The organism is Blautia intestinihominis (assembly GCF_040096655.1).
Lineage (GTDB): Bacteria > Bacillota > Clostridia > Lachnospirales > Lachnospiraceae > Blautia_A > Blautia_A intestinihominis.
The window spans coordinates 69,403-94,351 of sequence record NZ_JBBMEI010000001.1 but is presented as its reverse complement, the minus strand read 5'-3'; the positions used below and the strand labels follow the sequence as shown (position 1 = coordinate 94,351).

Sequence of the window (24,949 nt, the reverse complement as noted above, 5' to 3'; positions counted from 1 at the left end):
TAAATGAAAACAGTTTATTCCGTAGGACAGGTCAACCGTTACGTCAAGAACATGTTCATACAGGACTATGTTTTAAGAAAAGTATACGTCAAGGGTGAAGTATCCAACTGCAAATATCATACCAGCGGACATATTTATTTTTCGCTCAAGGATGAGACAGGGGTGCTTTCCTGTGTCATGTTTGCGGGACAGAGACGCGGACTTGCTTTCCGTATGAAGGACGGAGACCGTGTTGTAGTCGGCGGCGCCGTGGATGTGTATGAGAGAGACGGCCGTTATCAGATGTATGCGAAGGAAATCACTCTGGAGGGCGCCGGCGCACTTTATGAGAGATTCCTTGCACTGAAGGCAGAACTGGAAGAAATGGGAATGTTTGCACCGGAGTATAAGCAGCCGATCCCGCGGTTTATCCGCAGACTGGGAGTGGTGACTGCGCCTACCGGCGCGGCTGTGCAGGATATCCGGAATATTTCCCTGCGGAGAAATCCGTACCTGCAGATCATCCTTTATCCGGCACTGGTACAGGGCGATGGAGCAGCAGACAGCATCGTGAAAGGCATCCGTATGCTTGACGAGGCCGGCGTAGATACGATCATCGTAGGACGTGGCGGCGGTTCGATCGAGGATTTGTGGGCGTTCAATGAGGAGAAGGTTGCCAGAGCAATCTTTGAGTGCCGTACACCGATCATATCAGCAGTTGGACATGAAGTGGATTTTACGATCGCTGACTTTGTGGCAGATCTCCGTGCGCCGACACCATCAGCAGCAGCAGAGCTTGCAGTGGATGATATGGCGCAGGTGATGTATACGCTTTCCAGTTATCAGGAGCGTTTCCAGCGTGACATGAGGGAGAAAATCGAGTTTCAGAGAGTACGGCTTGGGCAGTATCAGATGCGGCTTAAATATTTAAGCCCGGAAAGCCGTCTCAGAGACCGGCGGCAGGCCCTTGTGGATTTTGAGGATACACTGCGAAGGGCGATGGATAATAAACTCCAGCAGTACCGTCATCGTCTGGGAATCTATCTGGAACGCTACCAGGGACTGTCACCACTTGCGAAGCTGAATCAGGGATATTCTTTTGTTGCAGATACTGATGGCAGAGGGATCACTTCTGTTTCGCAGGTCAAGCCCGGGGACAGAGTCGAAATTTCTGTGACAGACGGTGTGATCCAGGCGGAAGTTTCGGACAGCAGGAGGGAAACATGGCAGAAATAACAGAATCAAAGACAATAGAAGAGGTCTTTCAGGAACTGGATACTCTTGCTGCGAAGCTGGAGGACAGTGAAACGTCCCTGGAGGATTCTTTTCGTTTTTATAAAGAAGGAATGGAGCTACTCAAATACTGCAGCGGCAGGCTGGACACAGTAGAGAAGAAGATGCTCCAGATGGACGAGGATGGAACATTACGAGAATTTTAAAGAAGAATTGCAGATAAGAACAGCACATGCAGAGGAAATCATCCGCAGATATCTGCCGGAGGAAGCCGGCTTTGCCAGGACAATGGCAGAGGCGATGAATTACAGCATGTGTGCCGGCGGCAAGCGCCTGAGACCGATCCTTCTTCTGGAAACATTCCGGATGTTTGGCGAGGATGAGCGTGTTGCAGAGCCTTTTATGGCAGGGATTGAGATGATCCATACACATTCCCTGATCCACGATGATCTCCCGGCGATCGACAATGATGATTACAGGAGAGGACGCCTGACTACCCACAAAGTTTACGGAGAAGCAATGGGAGTCTTAAGCGGTGTCAGTCTGCTCAATTATGCATATGAGACAATGCTCGGTGCATTTGATCTGACTTCCGATAAGGACAGAGTGATCCGTGCACTGAAGATCATGTCAAATAAGACAGGGCTTTATGGAATGCTCGGAGGACAGAGCGTGGATGTCGAGAATGACGGCAAGGAGATATCCAGAGAGATGCTGGATTATATCTACGAGCACAAGACTTCTGCGCTGATCGAGGCTTCCATGATGGCAGGTGCCATCCTTGGCGGAGCGGATGAAGAACAGACAGCACAGATTGAGAAGGCAGCTTCTGCTATCGGACTGGCATTCCAGATCCAGGATGACATTCTGGATGTGACAAGCACCAGCCAGGAGCTTGGCAAACCGGTTCACAGCGACGAGAAAAATAATAAAGTCACGTATGTGACACTGTTTGGTGTGGAGAAGGCATCTGAACAGGTTCAGAAACTTTCAGAGCAGGCAGAGACTGTTCTGGAAGGGTTAAGCAGCAAAAATAAATTTCTGACGGCACTTGTTATGGAGATGGCAAGCCGCAGAAAATGAAAGAGGGATACAAAGGATGTTGGAAAAGATCAATAAGCCAAATGATATACACAAAATAGCTTTAGCAGATTTTCCACAGCTTGCAGAGGAGATCCGTCAGTTCCTGATCGAATCTGTAAGCCAGACAGGAGGTCATCTGGCATCCAATCTGGGGGCAGTGGAACTGACACTGGCACTCCATAATGTACTGGAACTTCCGCAGGATAAGATCGTCTGGGATGTAGGCCATCAGGCATATACCCACAAGATCCTTACCGGAAGGAAAGAGGGTTTTAAGAAACTTCGCAAGGAAGGCGGCATGAGTGGTTTTCCCAAGCGAAGCGAGAGTGACTGTGATGCATTTGATGCAGGACACAGTTCGAACTCTATCTCAGCAGGTCTGGGATATGTGCGGGCAAGGGATCTTCTGGGACAGAATTACCGTGTGGTCTCAGTGATCGGAGATGGTGCGCTTACTGGCGGAATGGCATATGAGGCACTAAATAATGCCGCGGAACTTAAGACAAATTTCATTATTGTCCTGAATGACAACAATATGTCCATTTCCAAGAACGTAGGCGGGATGTCTTCCTACTTAAGTGCACTCCGGACAGCGGAATCCTACACGGGAATGAAGATCAATGTGACCAAAAATCTCAAGAAGATACCACGTGTCGGAACTGCACTGGTAGATACGATGCGCAAGACCAAGAGCAGCATCAAGCAGCTCATCATCCCGGGAATGCTTTTTGAAAACATGGGGATCACATATCTGGGACCGGTGGACGGACACGATATGCGCCAGATGATGCGCCTTTTTAATGAGGCGAAGAGAGTTGAGGGACCAGTGATCGTTCATGTCCTGACAGAGAAGGGCAGAGGATACGAACCGGCACGGAAGCATCCGGATCAGTTCCATGGAACAGGACCGTTTGACATCAAAACAGGGAAAGCATTATCGCAGAAAAAAGGACCGACCTATACGGATGTTTTTGCGGATGCGATGGTGAATCTCGGTGAAGAACATGACAGACTGGTCGGCATCACTGCAGCCATGAAAGAAGGAACCGGACTTGTCAGATTTGAGAAGAAATATCCTGACAGACTGTTTGATGTGGGAATCGCAGAGGAGCATGCTGTTTCTTTTGCAGCAGGACTGGCACTTGGCGGGATGATTCCGGTTGTGGCGATCTATTCTTCCTTCCTGCAGAGAGCAGTGGATCAGATGATGCATGATGTCTGTATGCAGAATCTTCATGTGATCTTTGCCATTGACCGCGCGGGTCTTGTCGGTGCGGACGGAGAGACACATCAGGGATGTTTCGACCTTTCTTATCTCACGATGATGCCAAACATGACCGTGATGGCACCAAAGAATGCATGGGAACTCAGGAAAATGCTGGAGTTTGCAGTCTGCGCCAGTGGACCGGTTGCGATCCGCTACCCGAGAGGCGGCGCATATCTGGGACTTGAAGAATTCGAAAGCCCGATCCAGTATGGCAGAAGTGAAGTCCTGTACAGAGGCGAAGATCTGGCAGTCATTTCCGTAGGAAGCATGACTGAGATCTGTGAACAGGTCTGTCGTGAACTTAAGGAGCGTGGCAGAAGGCCGACGTTTGTCAATGCAAGATTTGTCAAACCACTGGATACTGCGCTTCTGGATGAACTTTCCAGAGATCACAAATTAATCGTAACAGTAGAAGAAAATGTCAAAAACGGCGGATTCGGCGAACATGTGGCAGCCTATATGGAAGCCTGTCATCCGGAAGTACGTGTTCTTCCGATCGCGATCTGGAACCGTTTTGTAGAGCATGGAGAAGTCGGAAGCCTGCGGGCAAAGATCGGTCTGTCAGCACCGGACATTCTCGATGCAATAGAGAAATATGAGGAGCAGCAATGAAAAAAAGACTGGATCTTTTGATGGTTGAGCGTGCACTTGCACCTTCCAGAGAAAAAGCAAAAGCATATATCATGTCCGGAGATGTATATGTAAACGGACAGAAAGAAGACAAAGCAGGAACCATGTTCCAGGAAACAGTAAAGATCGAAGTGCGCGGAAACACACTTCCATATGTAAGCCGCGGCGGTCTGAAACTCGAGAAAGCCATGAACAATTTCGGCGTTTCCCTGGAAGGCAAGGTCAGCATGGACGTAGGGGCTTCCACGGGTGGTTTTACCGACTGCATGCTTCAGAACGGGGCAGTCAAGGTATATTCTATCGATGTAGGCTATGGTCAGCTTGACTGGGGTCTGCGCAACGACCCGAGAGTTGTCTGCATGGAAAAAACAAACATCCGTTATGTGGTTCCGGAGGATATTCAGGAAGCACCGCAGTTTTCTTCCATTGATGTTTCCTTTATTTCTCTGACCAAGGTCCTGCTTCCGGTAAGAAATCTTCTGACAGAGGATGGAGAGATCGTCTGTCTGATCAAACCGCAGTTCGAAGCCGGCAGGGAAAAGGTCGGCAAGAAGGGCGTAGTCCGTGATCCGGCAGTCCATCTCGAGGTCATTGAGAAAGTCATGGCTTATGCGATGTCGATCGCGCTGGAGCCGCAGCATCTTTCTTTCTCTCCGATCAAGGGACCAGAGGGAAATATCGAATATCTGCTTCATCTCAGGAAAAGACCGGAAGGCACGATCTGCGAATCCGCACTGGAAGTATCACCGGAGGCGGTGGTGCAGGAAGCGCACGGTCAGCTCGACTGATGACCGGGGAAGGCAGAATTGAGGGATGGATAAATTTTATATCATTACCAACAGTGACAAGGACAAAGACCTTGAATTCACAGGCCAGATCGTAGAATATCTGAAGGCAAATGGCAGGAAGTGCATGGTACAGCAGGCGGAGCGCAAGCAGGAAGGTGCGTATCATTACACCAATCCTGCACTGATACCGGAGGACACAGAATGTATCCTTGTTCTCGGCGGTGACGGTACACTTCTTCAGGCGGCGAGAGATGTTGTACACAGAGAGATCCCGATGCTTGGTGTCAACCTTGGAACACTGGGATTTCTTGCAGAAGTGGACAAACAGTCTGTTTACAGTGCACTTGACAAGCTGATGGAGGACGATTACGAGATCGAGGAGAGAATGATGCTTACGGGAACTGTCTGGAGAGATGGTAAGATCATAGGCAGGGATGTGGCTCTCAATGACATCGTGATCGGCAGGGACGGACATCTTCGAGTTGTCCGCTTCAAGAACTATGTCAATGATGTGTACCTGAATTCCTATAATGCAGATGGTATCATCATTTCGACACCGACAGGGTCGACAGGATACAGCCTTTCCTGTGGAGGCCCTATCGTGGCACCGAATGGTTCCATGACACTGATGACTCCGATCGCGCCACATACGCTGAATACAAGAAGTATTATCTTTCCGGCGGAAGATGTGATCACGGTGGAGATCGGTGAGGGCAGACGACAGGTTCAGGAATACGGTGTGGCTTCTTTTGATGGAGATACAGTGATCCCGATGGTAACGGGAGACAGGATTGTGATAGAGAAAGCAGCTGTAAGCACAAAAATACTCAAGTTAAATCATTTAAGTTTTGTTGAAGTACTTCGCCAGAAAATGCGCGACAGTTAAGTGTAATGGAGGTTGGATGTGAAGGTAGCAAGACATGAAAAAATAATAGAACTGATCCGTCAGTACGATATAGACACACAGGAGGAACTGGCAGCACGGCTCAATGAAGCCGGGTTCAAAGTAACTCAGGCTACCGTTTCCAGAGATATCCGTGCACTCAAGATGACAAAGGTCGCAGGAAAAGACGGGAAATCGCATTATGCGATCCTCTCAGGTTCTTCCGCGGAACTGGGCGACAAATATACAAGAGTGCTCCACGATGCACTCACATCGATTGACGTAGGTCAGAATATGATCGTGATCCGGACGGTTCCGGGCATGGCGATGGGGGTGGCGGCAGCACTGGATGCACTGAAATGGAAAGAGATCCTGGGCAGCATCGCAGGGGATGACACTGTGATGTGCGTGGCTCGGGATGGAGAACAGGCACAGACTGCGGCAAGGAAACTGAAAGGAATCTTGAAATTATGTTAGTACATCTTCATGTGAAGAATCTCGCACTGATTGAAGATATTGAAGTAGAATTTGGTCCGGGGCTGAATATCCTCACCGGTGAGACAGGTGCAGGTAAGTCGATCCTTCTTGGTTCGATGCAGCTGATCCTGGGCGGCAGAAGCACCCGGGATATGATCCGGGCAGGAGCATCCTATGCACTTGTAGAATTACTGTTCCAGGTGGAGAATCCGCGTGCAGAGGAAGCTCTTGGGGAACTTGGAGTAGAACTGGAGGACGGACAGATCCTTCTAACACGTAAACTGATGGACGGCAGGAGCATCAACAAGATCAACGGCGAAACCTGCACGGTAAGCCAGATGAAGGCGGCAGCTTCCTGCCTTCTTGATATCCACGGACAGCATGAGCACCAGTCTCTTCTGTACCAGGACAAGCAGCTTGAGATCCTGGATGCATACGGCAAGGACGAGATCTATCCTGCAAGGGACAAAGTCCAGGAGGCATACAGAGCATACCGCAAATGCATGCAGGAACTTAAGAAACTCGATACAGATGAGGAACAGAGAAACAGGGAGAGAGCTTTCCTGGAATTTGAGATCAACGAGATCGAGACAGCACAGCTTCGCCCGGGAGAGGACGAAGAGCTGGAAACTCTTTACCGTAAATTAAACAATGGCAAGAAGATCCTCGAGACACTCCAGAGTGTCCGTGACCTGACCGGATATGATTCCGCACAGGGTGCAGGAGACTCTGTCGGAATGGCAGTGAGAGAACTGACCAGAGTGACAGAATTCGACAGCCAGCTGGAATCCATGTCAGGGACTCTTCAGGAAGTGGACAGCCTTCTGAATGATTTCAACAGAGAGCTTTCTTCCTATGTGGAGGATCTGAATTTTGATGATGAGACTTTTTTTGAGACAGAGAAGCGTCTGGATCTTATTAATAATCTCAAGGCAAAATACGGTCAGAGCATAGAAGAGATCCAGAAATATGGTGAACGCCAGAAGCAGAAACTGTCAGATCTTGACAGATATGAGGAACTTTTCCAGGAAGCCAGAGAAAATCTTTTGAAATCCCAGAAAAAACTTGAAGAAGTTTCGTATGCACTTTCAGAGATCAGGCAAAAATACAGTAAGACACTTACCGACAAGATCATCGAAGGTCTCAAAGATCTCAATTTCCTGGACGTGCAGTTCAGGATTGATTTTAAACGCAAAGAAGAATATACAGCAGGCGGATTTGACGACATTGAATACGAAATTTCGACAAACCCAGGAGAGTCTGTGAAACCGCTTGGAAGAATCGTATCCGGTGGTGAGCTTTCCAGGATCATGCTGGCGATCAAGGCGATCCTTGCAGACAGAGACCAGATCGAGACACTGATCTTTGACGAGATCGACACTGGTATCAGCGGAAGGACAGCACAGAAGGTTTCAGAGAAGATGTCTGTCATAGGAAGACATCATCAGGTACTCTGCATCACACATCTGCCACAGATCGCTGCGATGGCGGACACGCATTTTGAGATAGAGAAGCACCAGAGGGGTACGGAGACGATCACGGAGATCCATCCGCTTGAAGGTGAGGATTCCATCCAGGAACTCGCGAGACTTCTCGGCGGTGCAGAGATCACACAGGCTGTGTACCAGAATGCAAAAGAAATGAAAGAATTGGCACAGGTACATAAAAATACAAGACTCAAATAAAACGAATTACAGCATAATAAGAGAGGAAGATCCGAAAGAGATCTCTTCTCTTTTTTATTGCTTTTTGATGCAGAAATAATCACAAAAGAAAGGATGTGACAGAGTGAATACAAAAAAACGGTACAGAAAGCTGATCCTCTGGTGTCTGGGGCTTGATCTCATTGCAATGCTGTGCCTTGGGTATCGTTATCTGGACCGGAGGATTCCGGATGAACTCCATGTCGAAGAAGACCAGGAAAGTCAGGTTCAAAAGGTTCTGGAGCATCCGCTTCTGACCTTTGAGGATTCAGTCTCCGTTTCCGGCGAGGGCAGTTATACGCTGAAATGCAGCATTCTCGGAGTGATTCCGTTCAAAGAGATCAAGGTCACACCGTCCGTCAGCCCATCGGTTTATGTCAGCGGAAGCACCGCGGGCATTTACATGGAAACAGACGGCGTACTTATCATTGATACCGGCGAGATCCTGTCTGAAGAAGGTACGACAGAAGAACCGGCGAAAGACGTTGTAAAACCAGGAGACTATATCGTAGCTTTTGACTCACAGACCATCCGTTCCAAAAAAGATCTGATCGAGGATATCAGGAATCTCAATGGAGAAAGTGTAGAACTGGAGGTGCTTCGAAATGACAGGATCATTCCGCTCTCACTTACTCCGGTAAAAGATATGCAGGGCTCTTATAAACTTGGAATCTGGGTCAGAGATAATACACAGGGTATAGGGACGATCACTTTTGTTGATGAAAACGGCAGTTATGGTGCACTGGGACATGGGATCAGCGATGTGGATACAGGAGATCTCCTCAAGATAGAAAAAGGCGCTCTGTACCAGGCAGAGATCCTTGGGATCCAGAAGGGAAGCAACGGAAGCCCGGGGGAGCTTGCCGGACTGATCCGCTATGATCCTGACAGGGTGATCGGGACGATACAAAAGAATACGGAGAATGGCATTTATGGTGAATTTACCGGCTTGGCGGACAAGATCGCAATGACAAAGATGACGGTTGCCTACAAACAGGAACTGGAAACAGGACCGGCCAAGATCCTATGCTGTGTGGATGGAAGTGTGTCCGCATACGATGCGGAGATCGTGAAGATCGACCTCAACCACGAGGATACAAACAAGAGTTTTGTGATCCGTGTGATTGATCCGGATCTGCTTGAAAAAACAGGAGGGATCGTACAGGGAATGAGTGGAAGCCCGGTGATCCAGAACGGGAAATTTGCCGGGGCAGTCACCCACGTATTTGTACAGGATTCTACAAGCGGCTATGGAATATTTGCGGAGACTATGCTGGAGAATGAAGAAAACGTGCAGGAACGAGCCGCATAAAAAGTCACAGAGAATGCCGCCGAAAAACCAAAATAAAGGATTTCTGGTGATAATAAAAGTCGAAACAGGTAGATTTAAAGTGAACGAAAGTTCAGTGTTTCTCCCTGTTTCGGCTTGATTTCGCAGGGAAGTTTACTCTATAATATTTCCTGTCAGCACATAAAATATTTGATAAGTGGCAGTAAGGTTAGGAGGAAACGGGCCTCATGGAAAAGTTAAATGTAGCAATCGCAGACGATAACGAAAAAATGGTAGAAATACTTGGTCGTATGATCGAAGAAGACAAAGACCTCACCCTGGTAGGTAAAGCACACAACGGAGAAGAAATCTGTAATATCATAAAAGAAAGAGAACCGGATGTTGTCGTTCTTGACATCATCATGCCGAAGATGGACGGGCTTACTGTCATGGAAAACTGTCAGCACGATCATATGCTCAAGAAAACGCCGGCGTTTATCGTCGTATCAGCGGTTGGACAGGAACGGATCACAGAGGACGCTTTCAGCCTTGGCGCAGAATATTATATGCTGAAGCCTTTTGACAAGCAGGTCCTTCTGAACCGCATTAAGAACCTGAGACGAAGAAGCGACCGCAGGATCCGCGAAAATGTCCGTCCGAGTGTTGCGAGAGAAGAACCGGGCGCATACGGAACAAGAAACCTGGAGACAGATGTCACAAATATCATCCATGAGATCGGTGTTCCGGCACATATCAAAGGTTATCAGTACTTAAGAGATGCGATCATCCTGGCAGTAAATGACATCGAAATGCTCAATTCGATCACCAAAGTCCTCTATCCGACGATCGCCAAGAAACACCAGACAACGCCAAGCCGTGTCGAACGTGCGATCCGCCATGCGATCGAGGTGGCGTGGAGCCGCGGCAAGATGGATACGATAGATGCTCTGTTTGGCTATACAGTAAGTACGGGCAAGGGTAAACCGACAAATTCTGAGTTCATTGCCCTGATTGCGGACAAAATTCGTCTGGAATATAAAAATCGCTCTTTCCAATAAGTACTTTTTAGGGTATAATAAACAAAAAAGCCGTTTCAGGACTGAGATATCTGTACAGCTTTTATAGAAATGGAAGCAAGGAGGGCAATCACAGATGAAAAATATTTTATTTGCAACATCAGAGGCAGTGCCGTTTATAAAGACAGGAGGACTTGCCGATGTAGCAGGAGCACTTCCGAAATGCTTTGACAAGCGTTACTTTGATGTGCGAGTTATTCTGCCGAAATACGCCTGCATGAAGCAGGAATGGAAAGACAAAATGGAATATATCACCCATTTTTATATGGATCTGGGATATAAGAACTGTTATGTAGGAATCATGCATATGGAGTATGATGGAATCCAGTTCTACTTCATTGACAATGAATACTACTTCAGTGGACCGAAACCATACGACAGCGCACCTTGGGATCTGGAGAAATTTGCATTCTTCTCCAAAGCAGTCCTCTCTGTGCTTCCGGTCATCAACTTCCGTCCGGATGTGATCCACTGTCATGACTGGCAGACAGGTCTTGTACCGGTTTATCTGCATGACTCTTTCCAGCAGAATGAATTCTTCTGGGGCATCAAGACTGTTATGACGATCCATAACCTCAAATTCCAGGGTGTATGGGATGTCAAGACCGTTCGGGGAATCACAGGACTTTCCGATTACTATTTTGCACCGGACAAACTGGAGGCTTACAAGGATGCAAACTTCTTAAAGGGCGGTATCGTCTTTGCAGATGCAGTAACAACAGTAAGTAACACTTATGCAGAGGAGATCAAGACACCATTCTATGGAGAGCGTCTGGATGGACTTCTCTGTGCGAGATCTCATGATCTCCGTGGTATCGTTAATGGAATTGATTACGATGTATTCAATCCGGAGACAGATGCCTGTATCACCCAGAAATACAACGCAAAGAACTTCCGCAAAGAAAAAGTCAAAAACAAGATCCAGCTCCAGCGTGATCTCGGACTCAATGAGGATCCGAATGCAATGCTCATTGGTATCGTTTCCCGTCTGACAGACCAGAAGGGCTTTGACCTGATCGCCTATGTGATGGATGAACTCTGCCAGGATGCAGTGCAGATCGTTGTTCTTGGAACAGGTGAAGAGCGTTATGAGAATATGTTCCGTCACTTCGACTGGAAATATCACGGCAAGGTATCTGCACAGATCTACTATGATGAGCCGCTGTCCCATCGTATCTATGCGGCTTCTGATGCATTCCTTATGCCGTCACTGTTCGAGCCATGCGGCCTCAGCCAGCTTATGAGCCTCCGCTATGGAACACTTCCGATCGTTCGTGAGACAGGCGGACTTAAGGACACTGTAGAGCCGTACAACGAGTTCGAAGGAACAGGAACAGGATTCAGCTTCACAAACTACAATGCACATGAAATGCTTGCAACTGTACGTAATGCAGAGCGTGTCTTCTACGACAACAAACGCGAGTGGAACAAGATGGTCGACCGTGCGATGGCAGCAGACTTCTCATGGAATCATTCTGCAAAACAGTACGAAGAGATGTACAACTGGCTGATCGGAGACAAATAAATTCTATTTAGATAAGGCAGATTTTTCGGGGGATACCAGATAAAACGGTATCCCCTTTTTCTTTCCGGAATCGAAAAAACAGAGATTTTGGCGAAAAGTTTTCCTTGACATCAGAGGGGATTTATAATAGCATATAAGAAGAAAAACGAACATAGGTTTGTGAAACATAAGTTCGCATGAACCATATTTTCATAATCAGATTCTATTTTGAATAATCTTTTGTCTACCTATGCATGAGGTAGTGAGTTGAAATTTAGAAAAAAGGAGATCCACAGGTATGATAAACGAAGAGAAACAGAAGGCACTGGAGGCGGCACTTGGACATATCGAGAAGCAGTATGGCAAGGGCTCGGTAATGAAACTGGGAGATTCCAGTGCACATATGCAGGTAGAGGCGATTCCGACAGGATCTCTTGGATTGGATATCGCACTCGGTGTAGGCGGCGTTCCGAAGGGACGTATCGTCGAGATCTACGGACCGGAATCCAGTGGTAAGACAACCGTTGCACTTCACATGGTTGCAGAGGTTCAGAAGCGCGGCGGGATCGCAGGATTTATTGATGCAGAGCATGCACTTGATCCGGTCTATGCCAAGAATATCGGTGTAGATATTGATAACCTTTATATTTCCCAGCCGGATAACGGCGAGCAGGCACTTGAGATCACAGAGACCATGGTACGTTCCGGAGCCGTGGACATCGTGATCGTTGACTCTGTTGCAGCCCTTGTTCCGAAGGCTGAGATCGAGGGAGACATGGGAGACAGCCATGTAGGTCTTCATGCACGACTGATGTCACAGGCACTCAGGAAGCTCACAGCTGCGATCAGCAGATCCAACTGCGTGGTCATCTTTATCAACCAGCTTCGTGAGAAGGTCGGTGTTATGTTTGGTAACCCGGAGACCACCACAGGTGGACGTGCTCTTAAGTTCTATGCATCTGTCCGTATGGATGTCAGAAGGACTGAGACTCTCAAGCAGGGCGGTGAGATGGTCGGCAACCATACCAAGGTCAAGGTAGTCAAGAACAAGGTTGCACCGCCATTCAAGCAGGCAGAATTTGATATCATGTTTGGTACAGGTATCTCCAGAGAGGGTGAGATCCTGGATCTTGCAGCAGAGTGCAACGTAGTCAATAAGAGCGGCGCATGGTACTCTTACAACGGTGAGCGGATCGGTCAGGGACGTGAGAATGTCAAGATCTATCTTAAGGATCATCCGGAGATCTGCGATGAGATCGAGAAGCAGGTAAGGATCCAGTACCACCTGCTCCCGGAGGAAGAGAATGCCGCTAAGGAAGCAGACAAGGCAGCAGCATCGGCTGAGACTGAGGAAGAATAAGCAGTACCATGACAGACTATTATCAGGAACAGCAGCAGGCACGCAGGAAGGCCCTCCGTCTTCTGGAACATATGGACAGGACGGAGCGGGGACTTACAGACCGTCTCCGCCAGGCTGGTTTTTCGGAGGAAGCAGCAGAGGATGCCGTCTCCTATGTGAGAGAGTTTGGCTATATTAATGATGAGAGGTATGCATTCAATTACATCATGTACCGGATACATGACAAGAGCCGCCAGAAGATTTTTCAGGAACTTCAGCAGAAGGGGGTGGACAGACAGACGATCCAGTCTGCCTGGGAGGAAGCAGAGGAACTTGAAGCCCCTGACGAACACGCACTTCTTCTGAGCCAGATCGAGAAGAAATATCCGCCGGATACAGAAATTGATGAACGGCAGATGCGCCGTCTTCTGGGATACTTTGCAAGAAGAGGATTCAGGCAGGGTGAGATCACCTCTGCACTGGAAGAACTGCACATTACATTATGTAAAAATATTCAAACAAATGGATAGAAAAACTTGACATAATTCCTAAAAACCGCTAAACTTGTATTGTTGTATTTGGTTACTGTTCACAGCATGGACGGTACCTGTATTTGTACAATGAAAACTAAATAAGGAGGTGCTCCTGTGGCAAGCACAATTATTGTTGCAATTGTCGCTGTAGTGGTCGCACTGCTTATTGCGGTTCCTGTTACTTGCAAGGTTGCTGTTAACAATAAAACTCAGAAGGACGCTGAAATTGTTGGCACAGCAGAAGACAGAGCAAGAAGCATCATAGATGAAGCTTTAAAAGCTGCTGAAACAAAAAAGCGAGAAGCATTATTGGAAGTAAAGGAAGAATCTCTCAGAACGAAAAACGAACTGGAGAAGGAAACCAAGGAACGTAGAAACGAACTGCAAAAATACGAAAGGCGTGTATTATCAAAGGAGGAATCCGTTGATAAGAAAGCTGATGTAGTTGAGAAGCGTGAGGCTGAGTGCACAGCAAAGATTGCTGAGTTACAAAAACGAGAAAAGAAAGTAGAAGAACTTGAACAAAAAGGAGTACAGGAACTGGAAAGAATTTCCGGTCTGACCTCCGACCAGGCAAAAGACGAGTTGCTCAGAAGTGTAGAAGATGATGTCAAGGTAGACGTAGCCAGACTCTACAAGGAATTAGAACACAAGGCAAAAGACGAAGCAGACAAAAAGGCTAAGGAATACGTGGTCAATGCCATTCAGAAATGTGCAGTAGATCATGTGGCTGAAACCACAATTTCAGTAGTACAGCTTCCAAGTGATGAAATGAAGGGAAGAATCATCGGACGTGAGGGACGTAACATCCGTACCCTTGAAACACTGACCGGTGTAGATCTTATCATTGACGATACTCCGGAAGCAGTTGTTTTATCTGCCTTTGATCCGATCCGCCGTGAGATCGCCAGAGTTGCTCTGGAGAAACTGATCGTTGATGGACGTATCCATCCGGCAAGAATCGAAGAGATGGTAGAGAAAGCACAGAGAGAAGTAGAAGCACAGATCCGTGAGGATGGTGAGAACGCAGCAATGGATGTTGGCGTTCATGGTATCCATCCGGAACTTCTCAAACTCCTTGGACGCATGAAATTCCGTTCAAGCTATGGACAGAATGCACTGAAGCATTCTATCGAAGTAGCACAGCTTTCCGGAATTCTTGCAGGAGAGATCGGTGTAGACGTACGTATGGCGAAGCGTGCCGGACTGCTTCATGATATTGGTAAATCTATTGACCATGAAGTTGAGGGCTCTCATATCCAGATTGGTGTGGATCTTTGTAAGAAATACAAAGAATCTCCGATTGTTATCAATACAGTTGCATCACATCATGGAGATGTTGAACCGGAATCTCTTATCGCATGTATCGTTCAGGCTGCCGATGCAATTTCAGCAGCAAGACCGGGCGCAAGAAGAGAGACACTTGAGACCTACACAAACCGTTTGAAACAGCTGGAAGATATCACCAACGAATTCAAGGGTGTAGACAAGTCCTTTGCTATACAGGCGGGCAGAGAAATCCGTGTTATGGTAGTACCGGAACACGTGACAGACGCAGATATGGTTCTGCTGGCAAGAGACATTGCCAAACAGATTGAAGCTGAACTGGAATATCCGGGACAGATTAAGGTAAATGTCATCCGAGAGAGCAGAGCTGTAGATTACGCGAAGTAATCAATTCTGGATTATAGAAATACTTACAAAGAGTGTGATACATAAAGTGTCGCACTCTTTTTTTTGTTCTAATTCCTGTCCGGGATCCGTAGACTGGTACAGGGTGAAGCTATGAAAAAAATTCCGAACTGGCACAGGAATACAGGATGCCCGGTGCAGATCCTGTTTATGGCAGGCTTCCTTATTGGGATGATCCTGCCGGATATCGCGTGGAAGATGGAATGGCATCAGAAGACGATCTCTGCAATGTACCTTCTCAGGAGTTTTGCAGCAGGAAGTGAAGCAGGAGTGGAGTACTTTCTGCAAGTGCTGGGGATGAGAGGAAGTGTTTATCTCCTCGGGGCAGCCTGTGGAATCTCTGTTTTTGGAGTACCGTTTGCTGTCGCAGGCAGTATGTATCTTGGAATTAAAATAGGGCTTCTGCTTACCATGTCTGTTCTGCAGTTTGGATTTCAGGGAGGGATGGTCGGTGTGGGACTTTTGTTTCCACAGTATCTGTTGTATATTCCGTGTATTTTTTATCTTTACAGGCAGAGTTATGAACAGTCAATGAGGATCTGGAAGAACAGGGGAATGCTTACCGGGGGCGTCTCCAGGTACTTTTTACGTGTTTTTCTGTGCGGTATCCTGTATCTGGGAGGGATGATAACAGAAGCATACTGCAATCCATTTATCCTGGAATGGCTGGTAAAAAAAGTGTTATAAAAAATTAATATTTTCAAAAATACAATATATAGTATGGTTTACCATAATCGGAACGACATTTTGTATAAATCGTCAAAAACATTGATTTTACGTTAAATTTCGCGAAAAAATGGTTTGATTTTATGTAAAATAGCAAGTATAATCATGGTACATCAGATATATAACAAGAATCGACAGGATTATCCTCCTGTTGGACAGACATGGTACAGGGTTAGGCAGGAAATAAAAGAAATGGAAAGAACACTCGCGGAATTTATTGCGTATTTACATACGACAAAGAATACATCAAATAATACAGAAATTTCATATCAGAGGGATTTAAAGAAACTGATCCGTTATCTGGACGGACAGAATATTCATGATTTCGCAGAAGTGACAAGTCTGGATCTCAAGGGCTACTTAAGCGAACTTAAGTCTGAGAATCTGGCATCTTCCACGATTTCCAGGAATATTGCGTCCATCCGTGCACTTTTTCAGTATCTTTTCAAGGAAGGCAGGGTTACAGCAGATCCGTCCGAAGAACTGAAACCGCCCAAGGTAGAGAAGAAGATGCCGGAGATCTTATCCGTTCAGGAAGTGGACCGTCTCCTGAAGCAGCCAAATATCAATACAGCGAAGGGACTTCGCGACAGTGCGATGCTGGAACTCCTCTATGCGACAGGCATGCGTGTAAGTGAACTGATCCATCTGCAGGTGTCCGATCTGAATCTGCAGTTTGGGTATGTTATCTGTCATGATACGGATAAGGAGAGGATCATCCCGATCGGAAACGTCAGCAAGAGAGCACTTGCAGAATATATGGAGCACGGACGGGATTATTTCGTCAAGAACAAGAATGAGAAATCCCTGTTCACCAACTGTTCCGGCAGATCCATGAGCCGTCAGGGATTCTGGAAAGTCCTCAAGGGATATGCAGAGGCGGCAGGCATTTACCGTGATATCACGCCGCATACACTCCGGCATTCCTTTGCAGTACATATGCTTCAGAATGGAGCAGACATCAAGAGCGTGCAGGAAATGCTCGGTCATTCCGATATTTCATCCACGCAGATCTATCTTGGGATGAATGTGGCAAAAATGCGCGATGTCTATATGAAGGCACATCCGAGACACTGAAATTAAAATAGACAACAAAGCAATGAAATAAGAACCCCGCAGTACAGAATATCACGGTTCTGTACTGCGGGGTTTTTGCATCATAAATTACTATTTCAAAAGTTACTGCTTCTGATCAGAACAATAACAATACTTAGCAAAGTTCAGCAATCGTATAAAGCAGTTTTTCAGACTCATCCCATCCAAGACACGGGTCAGTGATGGATTTTCCATAAATATGGTCGCCGCCGATCTTCTGGTTGCCTGGCTCGATATAGCTCTCGATCATCAGACCCTTGACAAGTTTATGAAGTTCCGGATCAACATTGCGGCTGTGCAGAACTTCCTTGGCGATACGAACCTGCTGGTCGTACTGCTTGTTGGAGTTGGAGTGGTTGGTATCCACGATTACTGCCGGGTTCTTGAGATCTTTTTCCTGATATTTTTCAAGAAGAAGACGAAGATCCTCATAATGATAGTTTGGCATTGCCTCACCATGTTTATTGACCGCACCACGCAGAATTGTATGTGCGAGAGGATTTCCATCTGTCTCCACCTCCCAGCTTCGGTAGATGAAACGATGAGAAGCCTGAGCTGCAACAACAGAATTTATCATAACACTGAAATCACCGCTAGTAGGATTTTTCATTCCGGCAGGGATATCCATACCGCTGACAGTCAGACGATGCTGCTGATCCTCAACAGAACGTGCACCTACTGCAACGTAGGAAAGGATGTCGGAGAGATAACGGTAGTTCTCCGGATAGAGCATCTCATCTGCGCAGGTAAATCCACTTTCCTGGATTGCATGAATATGCATTTTGCGGATAGCAACCAGTCCTGCGAGCATGTCAGGAGCTTTCTCCGGGTCCGGCTGATGGACCATACCCTTGTATCCCTCACCGGTAGTACGCGGTTTATTGGTGTAAACCCGTGGAATGATCAGAACTTTGTCTTCGATCTTTTCCTGAACCTTGCGGAGACGCAGAAGATAGTCACAGACAGCATCTTCATTGTCAGCAGAGCATGGACCGATGATTGCGAGAAATTTATCTGATTTGCCTGTAAAGACATCACGGATCTCCTGATCACGTTTTTCTTTTAATGCCTGTATTTCAGCATCAATGGGATACTGATTGCGGATTTCAGCAGGTGTAGGTAATTTCTTAATAAAATTGAATCCCATGTTTTCCTCCCTTTTGCGTTTTAACGCAACGCTTTTGTATACAACTAACGTAACTGTTCAGTACCCTCACAGTTACGAGTCAAAATGCATTCCAAATCACCTTCGGTGATGGCATTTTGCCTTGCATGTCTCGGGATTTTGGCAAAAAACATGCCAAAACGCCTCGCGGGATACTACCTACTGAACAGTTGTCAATTAACTATTATAAACGATTCAAAACTTCTTGTCGATAGGTAATGCAATGGAATTATGCATAAGTGCATAAATATGAAGGCTGCTGGAAAGAATCTCGCTGAAAAGGATTCCATATAGATAACCGCGGATTCCGGCAAGCGGAATCGCGAATACTACAAAAAGGATCCGGACAAGGATCCCCAGAGCACTGTGTACAAGACTTCGTCCTGTCTGACCAAGCCCATGCAGGATACTCGTAAGCGTTGTGTTCAGATAAAGAAACGGGCAGACGAAAGAAAGCGTCTGTATGTAAGTCCCGGCAGTCGGACTGTGAAACAATACTGTCCCCATAAACGGACCGATGCAGTAAAAACCAAACGCGCACAGAAATCCAAGCAAAAGGCTTGCACGGATCGTCTGCCAGGTAACATACCGGATACGTTTCCGATATCCAAGCGCCTGCATCTCTGCAACAGAAGGCATGAGCATCATGGAAGCAGAGTTTGTGATCGTAGCCGGAAAAAGAATGCACGGAAGCGCCAGTCCTGTAAAAATCCCGTAGATACTGAGTGATTCCGAAACGGAAAGCCCATACATCCGAAGTCGCTGCGGGATCAGAACGACCTCGATACCGGCGAGTACAGAAAGCAGCAGGCGGTTCAGCGTCACAGGGAAAGCAGTCCGGCAGATTTCCTTCAGACAGGCAAAAGGCAGTTCAATGTGAAAAATTTTATGCGCATATTTCTGAAAATGCAGAGAGATCATAAGCAGCGCCAGAACAGCTACAACGAGTTCCGAGACCAGTGTGCCGCCAGCAGCAATCACGGCAGTCACAGGCGTACCTTCAGAAATACAGACAAGATACAGAAGATACGAAGAACCGACGCGTACGATCTGCTCAATAAGCTGTAATCCGGAAGGAAATTCCGTTTTTTTACGGGCAAAATAATAACTGTTGATGCAGGAATGGAGCGTGGCAAAGGGAATACTGAAAGAAAGGATCCGAACAAGTTCCTCCGTGCGTGCTTCCTTTAAGATCTGCACAGCAAAAAAATCTGCCCGCAGATAAAGCAGGGCAGAGGCTGCACAGGAAAGTGCAAAGGCAAAAAAAGTCCCCAGACAGAAAAAGTCCCGGGCTTTTTTGTCCTCACCTGTTGCGAGATGAGCGGCGACCAGCCGTGAAAGGGCGGTCTGTATTCCAGAGGCAGTGACGGCAAGCAGAAGTGTCTGAAGCGGAATGGCAAGCTGGAACAGGCCGATCCCCTCTGCACCAATCGCATGAGACAGGAATATCCTATAAAAAAAGCCGATCACGCGGCTCAAAAGACCGGCGCATGTGAGAAGAAAAGTCCCCTTAAAAAAAGCTTTTTTTGACATAGAAAGCACCTGGTGCTTTTTTTGTCAGTATATGCACGAAACCTCCTTGACAGAACAAATGTATTCTGTTAAAGTAAGTCTTGAAATAAATCCGACGAAAACACTAGGAATTAAAGAGGTGAGTGGATGAAACTGTCAACAAGAGCAAGATACGGTCTTAAAGCACTGATCGACCTGGGTCTGCATTGTGAAACAGAAGCCGTCTCCATTCAGAGCATTGCAGGCCGACAGAATATTTCAGACAGTTATCTGGAACAGCTCATGGCGAAGCTCAAGAAAGCAGGTCTGGTAGAGAGCACCAGAGGTGCGGGCGGCGGTTATCGTCTGGGTCGACCGGCAGAGGAGATTTCCGTGGGGGATGTCCTGAGGGTTCTAGAAGGAAGCCTGGAAGCGGCACAGTGTTCCGGGATGGAAGATGAGAGTGCCTGTGAGAACCATGATATCTGCGTCACGAAATATGTGTGGAAACGAATCAACGACAGTATCACACAGGCGGTAGACACCATGATGCTGGATCAGTTGATCGAGGAAAGCCGGAAAAAACAAAAAGAAAAAATGTAAAATTCATTTTTATTTTTAAGCAGGAGGAAAAAAACATGAGTAAATTAATCTATCTGGACAACGCAGCTACAACAAAGACTGCTCCGGAAGTTGTTGAGGCAATGCTGCCATATTTTACAGAATACTACGGAAACCCGTCAAGCATCTATGATTTTGCACAGAAAAGCAAAGAAGCAGTGACCAAAGGAAGACAGCAGATCGCAGATGTTCTGAACGCAAAGAAAGAAGAAATCTACTTCACAGCAGGCGGAAGCGAGGCTGACAACTGGGCACTCAAAGCTACTTTTGAAGCATACAAATCCAAAGGAAACCACATCATCACAACCAAGATCGAGCATCATGCGATCCTTCATACATGTGAATACCTCGAAAAAAGAGGCGCAAAGATCACATACCTCGATGTAGATGAGAACGGTATCGTGCGCCTTGATGAACTGGAGAAAGCGATCACACCAGAGACCATTCTGATCTCCGTTATGTTTGCAAACAACGAGATCGGTTCCATCCAGCCGATCAAAGAAATCGGACGTATCGCCAAAGAACACGGCATCCTGTTCCACACAGATGCAGTTCAGGCATTCTGTCAGGTTCCGATCGATGTAGATGAATGCAACATCGATATGTTAAGCTCCAGCGGACACAAGATCAACGGACCGAAGGGAATCGGTTTCCTCTACATCCGTAAGGGCGTTAAGATCAGATCCTTCGTACATGGCGGCGCACAGGAGCGTAAACGTCGTGCAGGTACAGAAAATGTTCCTGGAATCGTAGGATACGGCGCAGCAGCAGAGCGTGCAATGAAAAACATGAAAGAGCGTACAGAGAAGGAGATCGAACTGAGAGATTATTTGATTAATCGTCTTACAACAGAGATCCCATACTCCAGACTGAACGGTGACAGAGTGAAACGTCTTCCGAACAACGTAAACGTAAGCTTCCAGTTCATCGAGGGAGAATCCATGCTTCTGATGCTCGACCAGAATGGCATCTGTGCATCAAGCGGATCTGCCTGCACATCAGGTTCCCTGGATCCGTCCCATGTACTTCTTGCTATCGGCGTGCCTCATGAAGTTGCTCATGGTTCTCTGAGACTTACCTTAAGTGAAGAGACAACTAAGGAAGACATTGACTTCACAGTAGACAAACTGAAAGAAATCGTGCCATATCTGAGAAGCATGTCTCCTCTGTATGAAGATTTCATGAAAAAACATCAGCAGTAATAATAAGACAATAATCGGATAAAAGACGAAAACAGGAGGAATAAATATTATGTACAGTGAAAAAGTTATGGATCATTTTCAGCATCCAAGGAATGTAGGAGAAATTGAGGACGCAAGCGGTGTAGGAACAGTTGGTAACGCAAAATGCGGTGATATCATGAGAATGTTCCTTGACATTGATGACGAAACACATATCATCAAAGAATGTAAATTCAAAACATTCGGCTGTGGTGCAGCAGTTGCAACAAGCAGCATGGCAACAGAGATGGTTAAGGGAAAAACGATCGAAGAAGCAATGCAGATCACAAATAAAGCCGTTATGGAAGCACTTGACGGACTTCCGCCGGTCAAAGTACACTGCTCCCTTCTTGCAGAAGAAGCAATCCATGCAGCTCTGTGGGACTACGCACAGAAACATAACATCGTGATCGAAGGACTGGACAAACCGAAGTCAGACATCAGCGAAGGCGAAGAGGAAGAAGAATATTAATTAAAAAGCGGCTGTGAGGGGAGAAACATCGACGGTAAAATAGAAATCACTGTTTGCAGGAAATTGACTGTGAACAAAGTGATCAGTAAATTGTGAGGTGAAATGTTGACAGGACTTACAGACGAACAGGTAAATGAACGGATCGAGCAGGGTAAGGTCAATGCGGACGAGAATCCGAATACCAGGACTTACAAGCAGATCGTCAGAGAAAACACCCTGACTTTCTTCAACTTCCTGAATCTGGTGCTCCTTATCCTGGTACTGATGGTTGGCTCTTACAAGAACGCGTTTTTTGTAGGGATCATCATCATCAATACTCTGATCGGAATCGCACAGGAGATCCGTGCGAAAAAGACGATTGACAAGCTGGCTATCCTGACAGCGAAGAAATCCATCGTCATCCGGGAAGGAAAGAAATGGACCGTTCCTACCGAAGACCTGGTACTTGATGATCTGGTCTGTCTCAAGACCGGAGATCAGGTTCCGGCGGATGCGAAGGTGCTGGAGGGCAGTGTAGAGGTCAATGAATCTCTCCTGACCGGTGAATCCGACAACCTTCCAAAGAACGTGGGTGATGAGCTTTTTTCCGGAAGCTTCGTGACATCAGGAGAAGCCTGCTGTCAGATTATTCATGTTGGCAAGGATAACTATGCAGCACAGATCACCAGCGAAGCGAAGGAATTCAAGCGTCATAACTCAGAACTTAAGAATTCCCTGAATGCGATCCTGAAAGTGATCAGTATCATCATCGTTCCGCTGGGCGCACTGTTATTCTACAAACAGTACTATGTAGTAGGAAATACTTTCAAGGATTCTATCGTAAGCATGGTGGCCGGTGTTCTGGGAATGATCCCGGAAGGACTGGTCCTCCTTACCAGTGTGGCACTGACGCTCGGAGCACTCGTTCTGGCGAACAAGAAAACTCTGGTACAGGAGCTGTATTGTATTGAAACACTGGCAAGAGTAGATACCCTCTGCCTGGACAAGACAGGAACCATCACAGAAGGAACCATGTGCGTGGAGCGCGTGGAACCATGGAGTGAAGCTTCCGAGAATAAAGATACTGATGAAATTCCGACAGAAGATGAGGATGAGCCAGATCTTCACGAGATCGAGAACATGATGGCAAACCTCATGTACGTTCTCAAAGATCAGAATGCGACGATCGACGCTCTGCGTAAACGTTTCCCGGCGAAGTCTTCCATGACACTGGAGCATATCGTTCCGTTTTCGTCCGACAGGAAATACAGCGGAGCCGTATTTGAAGACAACGGAACATACCTGATGGGAGCGGCACAGTTCCTGTTCCCGGAGGGAAGAGAAGATATCCTGGATGTCTGTCAGAACTATGCCGAAGAAGGACTTCGTGTCCTGGTGCTGGCGCACAGCACGCAGATGGCAGAGGGAACAGAACTTCCAGAGAACCTTGAACCGGCTGCACTTCTCCTTCTGACAGATGTCATCCGAGAAGAAGCACCGGATACGTTACAGTTCTTTGACAGCCAGGAGGTTGACCTCAAGGTGATCTCCGGTGATGATCCTGTCACAGTTTCCGCAATCGCGAAACGTGCAGGGCTCAAGAATGCCGAGAACTACGTAGATGCGACAACACTGGAAACAGAAGAACAGCTTGAGGAAGCTGTTGCGAAATACAGCGTTTTTGGACGTGTAACACCGCAGCAGAAGAAAGAAATGGTACAGGCTCTCCAGAAACAGGGCCATACCGTAGCGATGACAGGTGATGGTGTCAACGACGTTCTTGCCCTCAAAGAAGCCGATTGCAGTATTGCAATGGCACAGGGCAGCGATGCCGCAAAGAACATTGCAAATGTGGTGCTTCTGGATTCAAACTTTGCATCCATGCCCCACATTGTAAATCAGGGACGAAGAGTCGTAAACAACATCCGTACAGCAGCATCCATGTTCCTGATCAAGACGATGTTTTCCGTTATGCTGTCGCTGCTGACCATTTTCTTTGGAAACGCTTATCCATTTGAGCCGATCCAGATGTCACTGATCAGTGCCTGTGCAGTCGGAATCCCGACATTCCTTCTTGCCCAGGAAAACAATTACGACAAGATTGATCACACCTTCCTGAGACATGTGTTCCTGAATGCGTTCCCGGCAGCACTTACCATTACATCCTGTGTATTCGCAGTCATGCTTGTCTGTCAGAACGTTTACCATTCCAATGACATGCTGAGTACGGCGTGTGTGCTGGTAACGGGATGGAACTACATGGCAGCATTAAAGACTGTCTACGCACCGCTGAACACTTACCGTAAGGTCATCATCTACGGCATGCAGTTCATCTTCTTCAGCGCGGCAGTCATCTTCCAGAAGCTTCTTGGACTTGGCTCCCTGGACTTTGGAATGATCATCCTGGTATTCATCCTGATGACCTTCGCACCGCTTCTGATCGACGTGATCACAAGCTGGATCAAAGGCGTCTACGCGAAATCACTGGACAAAGAAAATCCGGGCAAGTTTACAAGCTTTGTGAATAAACTCAGCAGAAAAAAGAAATAACGAGAATTAAGAATGCAGCATTGTAGTGTGAAGCTATGATGCTGTTTTTGATATCCGAAACACAGAAAAAACAAATTTGATAAATTCTTTGTTATCATATATGGATGAAAGTATATGGATGAAAGAATTGTTCGATAAGTACAAAGATAACGGAAATTGAGAAATACTTTTGT

21 protein-coding genes and 1 pseudogene are annotated in these 24,949 nt (G+C 46.8%); 20 read left to right on the top strand and 2 right to left on the bottom strand.

Annotated elements, in window-relative coordinates; genetic code table 11:
• Positions 1-3: 3 nt before the first annotated feature.
• From xseA to xerD, 16 genes are all read left to right on the top strand, one after another.
• Positions 4-1,215, top strand: coding sequence for an exodeoxyribonuclease VII large subunit (gene xseA, locus WMO75_RS00370; RefSeq protein WP_118698986.1), 1,212 nt, complete (start codon positions 4-6; stop codon positions 1,213-1,215).
• On the top strand, positions 1,203-1,418 hold the full coding sequence (xseB, locus tag WMO75_RS00365; protein ID WP_022214956.1) for an exodeoxyribonuclease VII small subunit: 216 nt from the start codon (positions 1,203-1,205) through the stop codon (positions 1,416-1,418). Before xseA ends, xseB begins: the two co-directional genes overlap by 13 nt.
• On the top strand, positions 1,396-2,295 hold the full coding sequence (locus tag WMO75_RS00360; RefSeq protein ID WP_022214957.1) for a polyprenyl synthetase family protein: 900 nt from the start codon (positions 1,396-1,398) through the stop codon (positions 2,293-2,295). Before xseB ends, WMO75_RS00360 begins: the two co-directional genes overlap by 23 nt.
• 16 nt (positions 2,296-2,311) lie before the next feature.
• Positions 2,312-4,174, top strand: coding sequence for a 1-deoxy-D-xylulose-5-phosphate synthase (gene dxs / locus WMO75_RS00355; RefSeq protein WP_349077465.1), 1,863 nt, complete (start codon positions 2,312-2,314; stop codon positions 4,172-4,174).
• Positions 4,171-4,980, top strand: coding sequence for a TlyA family RNA methyltransferase (locus WMO75_RS00350; protein ID WP_022214959.1), 810 nt, complete (start codon positions 4,171-4,173; stop codon positions 4,978-4,980). Before dxs ends, WMO75_RS00350 begins: the two co-directional genes overlap by 4 nt.
• A gap of 25 nt (positions 4,981-5,005) precedes the next feature.
• Positions 5,006-5,866, top strand: a complete 861-nt coding sequence (locus WMO75_RS00345; RefSeq protein ID WP_022214960.1) for an NAD(+)/NADH kinase — start codon at positions 5,006-5,008, stop codon at positions 5,864-5,866.
• Positions 5,867-5,884: 18 nt separating this feature from the next.
• On the top strand, positions 5,885-6,340 hold the full coding sequence (argR, locus tag WMO75_RS00340) for an arginine repressor (protein ID WP_022214961.1): 456 nt from the start codon (positions 5,885-5,887) through the stop codon (positions 6,338-6,340).
• On the top strand, positions 6,334-8,025 hold the full coding sequence (gene recN / locus WMO75_RS00335; protein WP_118251937.1) for a DNA repair protein RecN: 1,692 nt from the start codon (positions 6,334-6,336) through the stop codon (positions 8,023-8,025). The genes argR and recN overlap by 7 nt, the downstream gene beginning before the upstream one ends.
• Before the next feature lie 103 nt (positions 8,026-8,128).
• A complete protein-coding gene (gene spoIVB / locus WMO75_RS00330; protein WP_022214963.1) occupies positions 8,129-9,355 on the top strand; it encodes a SpoIVB peptidase in 1,227 nt (408 codons plus the stop codon).
• 206 nt (positions 9,356-9,561) lie between these two features.
• A complete protein-coding gene (gene spo0A, locus WMO75_RS00325) occupies positions 9,562-10,371 on the top strand; it encodes a sporulation transcription factor Spo0A (protein WP_302247390.1) in 810 nt (269 codons plus the stop codon).
• A gap of 94 nt (positions 10,372-10,465) precedes the next feature.
• Complete coding sequence (gene glgA, locus WMO75_RS00320) at positions 10,466-11,914, top strand: glycogen synthase GlgA (protein WP_022214965.1); 1,449 nt, start codon at positions 10,466-10,468, stop codon at positions 11,912-11,914.
• Positions 11,915-12,191: 277 nt separating this feature from the next.
• The gene (gene recA / locus WMO75_RS00315; protein WP_022214966.1) at positions 12,192-13,253 is read left to right on the top strand and encodes a recombinase RecA; all 1,062 of its coding nucleotides are present in this window, start codon (positions 12,192-12,194) and stop codon (positions 13,251-13,253) included.
• Between the two features lie 8 nt (positions 13,254-13,261).
• Positions 13,262-13,762, top strand: coding sequence for a regulatory protein RecX (locus WMO75_RS00310; RefSeq protein ID WP_022214967.1), 501 nt, complete (start codon positions 13,262-13,264; stop codon positions 13,760-13,762).
• Between the two features lie 117 nt (positions 13,763-13,879).
• The gene (rny, locus tag WMO75_RS00305) at positions 13,880-15,439 is read left to right on the top strand and encodes a ribonuclease Y (protein ID WP_022214968.1); all 1,560 of its coding nucleotides are present in this window, start codon (positions 13,880-13,882) and stop codon (positions 15,437-15,439) included.
• A gap of 111 nt (positions 15,440-15,550) precedes the next feature.
• Positions 15,551-16,144 carry a stage II sporulation protein M gene (locus WMO75_RS00300; protein WP_022214969.1) on the top strand — a complete coding sequence of 198 codons (594 nt, stop codon included), beginning with the start codon at positions 15,551-15,553 and terminating at the stop codon, positions 16,142-16,144.
• 231 nt (positions 16,145-16,375) lie between these two features.
• Complete coding sequence (xerD, locus tag WMO75_RS00295; protein WP_118698994.1) at positions 16,376-17,260, top strand: site-specific tyrosine recombinase XerD; 885 nt, start codon at positions 16,376-16,378, stop codon at positions 17,258-17,260.
• A 133-nt stretch (positions 17,261-17,393) separates the two neighbouring features.
• Here xerD and WMO75_RS00290 read toward each other — a convergent pair.
• Together WMO75_RS00290 and WMO75_RS00285 are read right to left on the bottom strand one after the other, a co-directional pair.
• Positions 17,394-18,434, bottom strand: a pseudogene (locus WMO75_RS00290) (3-deoxy-7-phosphoheptulonate synthase); the annotation flags it as partial.
• Positions 18,435-18,638: 204 nt separating this feature from the next.
• Positions 18,639-19,976: a polysaccharide biosynthesis protein gene (locus tag WMO75_RS00285; protein WP_302247392.1), complete on the bottom strand. Its 1,338-nt coding sequence runs from the start codon at positions 19,974-19,976 to the stop codon at positions 18,639-18,641.
• 126 nt (positions 19,977-20,102) lie between these two features.
• Between WMO75_RS00285 and WMO75_RS00280 the strand changes: the two genes are divergently transcribed.
• From WMO75_RS00280 to WMO75_RS00265, 4 genes are all read left to right on the top strand, one after another.
• The gene (locus WMO75_RS00280; protein WP_022214973.1) at positions 20,103-20,537 is read left to right on the top strand and encodes an RrF2 family transcriptional regulator; all 435 of its coding nucleotides are present in this window, start codon (positions 20,103-20,105) and stop codon (positions 20,535-20,537) included.
• A 35-nt stretch (positions 20,538-20,572) separates the two neighbouring features.
• Complete coding sequence (gene nifS, locus WMO75_RS00275) at positions 20,573-21,757, top strand: cysteine desulfurase NifS (RefSeq protein ID WP_022214974.1); 1,185 nt, start codon at positions 20,573-20,575, stop codon at positions 21,755-21,757.
• A 49-nt stretch (positions 21,758-21,806) separates the two neighbouring features.
• Positions 21,807-22,247, top strand: coding sequence for a Fe-S cluster assembly scaffold protein NifU (gene nifU / locus WMO75_RS00270; RefSeq protein WP_022214975.1), 441 nt, complete (start codon positions 21,807-21,809; stop codon positions 22,245-22,247).
• 102 nt (positions 22,248-22,349) lie between these two features.
• A complete protein-coding gene (locus WMO75_RS00265; protein WP_299318893.1) occupies positions 22,350-24,776 on the top strand; it encodes a cation-translocating P-type ATPase in 2,427 nt (808 codons plus the stop codon).
• The last annotated feature ends 173 nt before the right edge of the window (positions 24,777-24,949 follow it).

What these genes read in the sequence shown, in the direction of transcription:
- xseA (WP_118698986.1), top strand. Translation starts at nt 4, where the DNA reads ATGAAAACAGTTTATTCCGTAGGACAGGTCAACCGTTACGTCAAGAAC.
- WMO75_RS00310 (WP_022214967.1), top strand. Translation starts at nt 13,262, where the DNA reads ATGACAGACTATTATCAGGAACAGCAGCAGGCACGCAGGAAGGCCCTC.
- spo0A (WP_302247390.1), top strand. Translation starts at nt 9,562, where the DNA reads ATGGAAAAGTTAAATGTAGCAATCGCAGACGATAACGAAAAAATGGTA.
- WMO75_RS00280 (WP_022214973.1), top strand. Translation starts at nt 20,103, where the DNA reads ATGAAACTGTCAACAAGAGCAAGATACGGTCTTAAAGCACTGATCGAC.
- xseB (WP_022214956.1), top strand. Translation starts at nt 1,203, where the DNA reads ATGGCAGAAATAACAGAATCAAAGACAATAGAAGAGGTCTTTCAGGAA.
- WMO75_RS00285 (WP_302247392.1), bottom strand. Translation starts at nt 19,976, where the DNA reads ATGTCAAAAAAAGCTTTTTTTAAGGGGACTTTTCTTCTCACATGCGCC.
- xerD (WP_118698994.1), top strand. Translation starts at nt 16,376, where the DNA reads ATGGAAAGAACACTCGCGGAATTTATTGCGTATTTACATACGACAAAG.
- dxs (WP_349077465.1), top strand. Translation starts at nt 2,312, where the DNA reads ATGTTGGAAAAGATCAATAAGCCAAATGATATACACAAAATAGCTTTA.
- WMO75_RS00300 (WP_022214969.1), top strand. Translation starts at nt 15,551, where the DNA reads ATGAAAAAAATTCCGAACTGGCACAGGAATACAGGATGCCCGGTGCAG.
- glgA (WP_022214965.1), top strand. Translation starts at nt 10,466, where the DNA reads ATGAAAAATATTTTATTTGCAACATCAGAGGCAGTGCCGTTTATAAAG.
- WMO75_RS00345 (WP_022214960.1), top strand. Translation starts at nt 5,006, where the DNA reads ATGGATAAATTTTATATCATTACCAACAGTGACAAGGACAAAGACCTT.
- WMO75_RS00265 (WP_299318893.1), top strand. Translation starts at nt 22,350, where the DNA reads ATGTTGACAGGACTTACAGACGAACAGGTAAATGAACGGATCGAGCAG.
- WMO75_RS00360 (WP_022214957.1), top strand. Translation starts at nt 1,396, where the DNA reads ATGGAACATTACGAGAATTTTAAAGAAGAATTGCAGATAAGAACAGCA.
- recA (WP_022214966.1), top strand. Translation starts at nt 12,192, where the DNA reads ATGATAAACGAAGAGAAACAGAAGGCACTGGAGGCGGCACTTGGACAT.
- nifU (WP_022214975.1), top strand. Translation starts at nt 21,807, where the DNA reads ATGTACAGTGAAAAAGTTATGGATCATTTTCAGCATCCAAGGAATGTA.
- recN (WP_118251937.1), top strand. Translation starts at nt 6,334, where the DNA reads ATGTTAGTACATCTTCATGTGAAGAATCTCGCACTGATTGAAGATATT.
- nifS (WP_022214974.1), top strand. Translation starts at nt 20,573, where the DNA reads ATGAGTAAATTAATCTATCTGGACAACGCAGCTACAACAAAGACTGCT.
- WMO75_RS00350 (WP_022214959.1), top strand. Translation starts at nt 4,171, where the DNA reads ATGAAAAAAAGACTGGATCTTTTGATGGTTGAGCGTGCACTTGCACCT.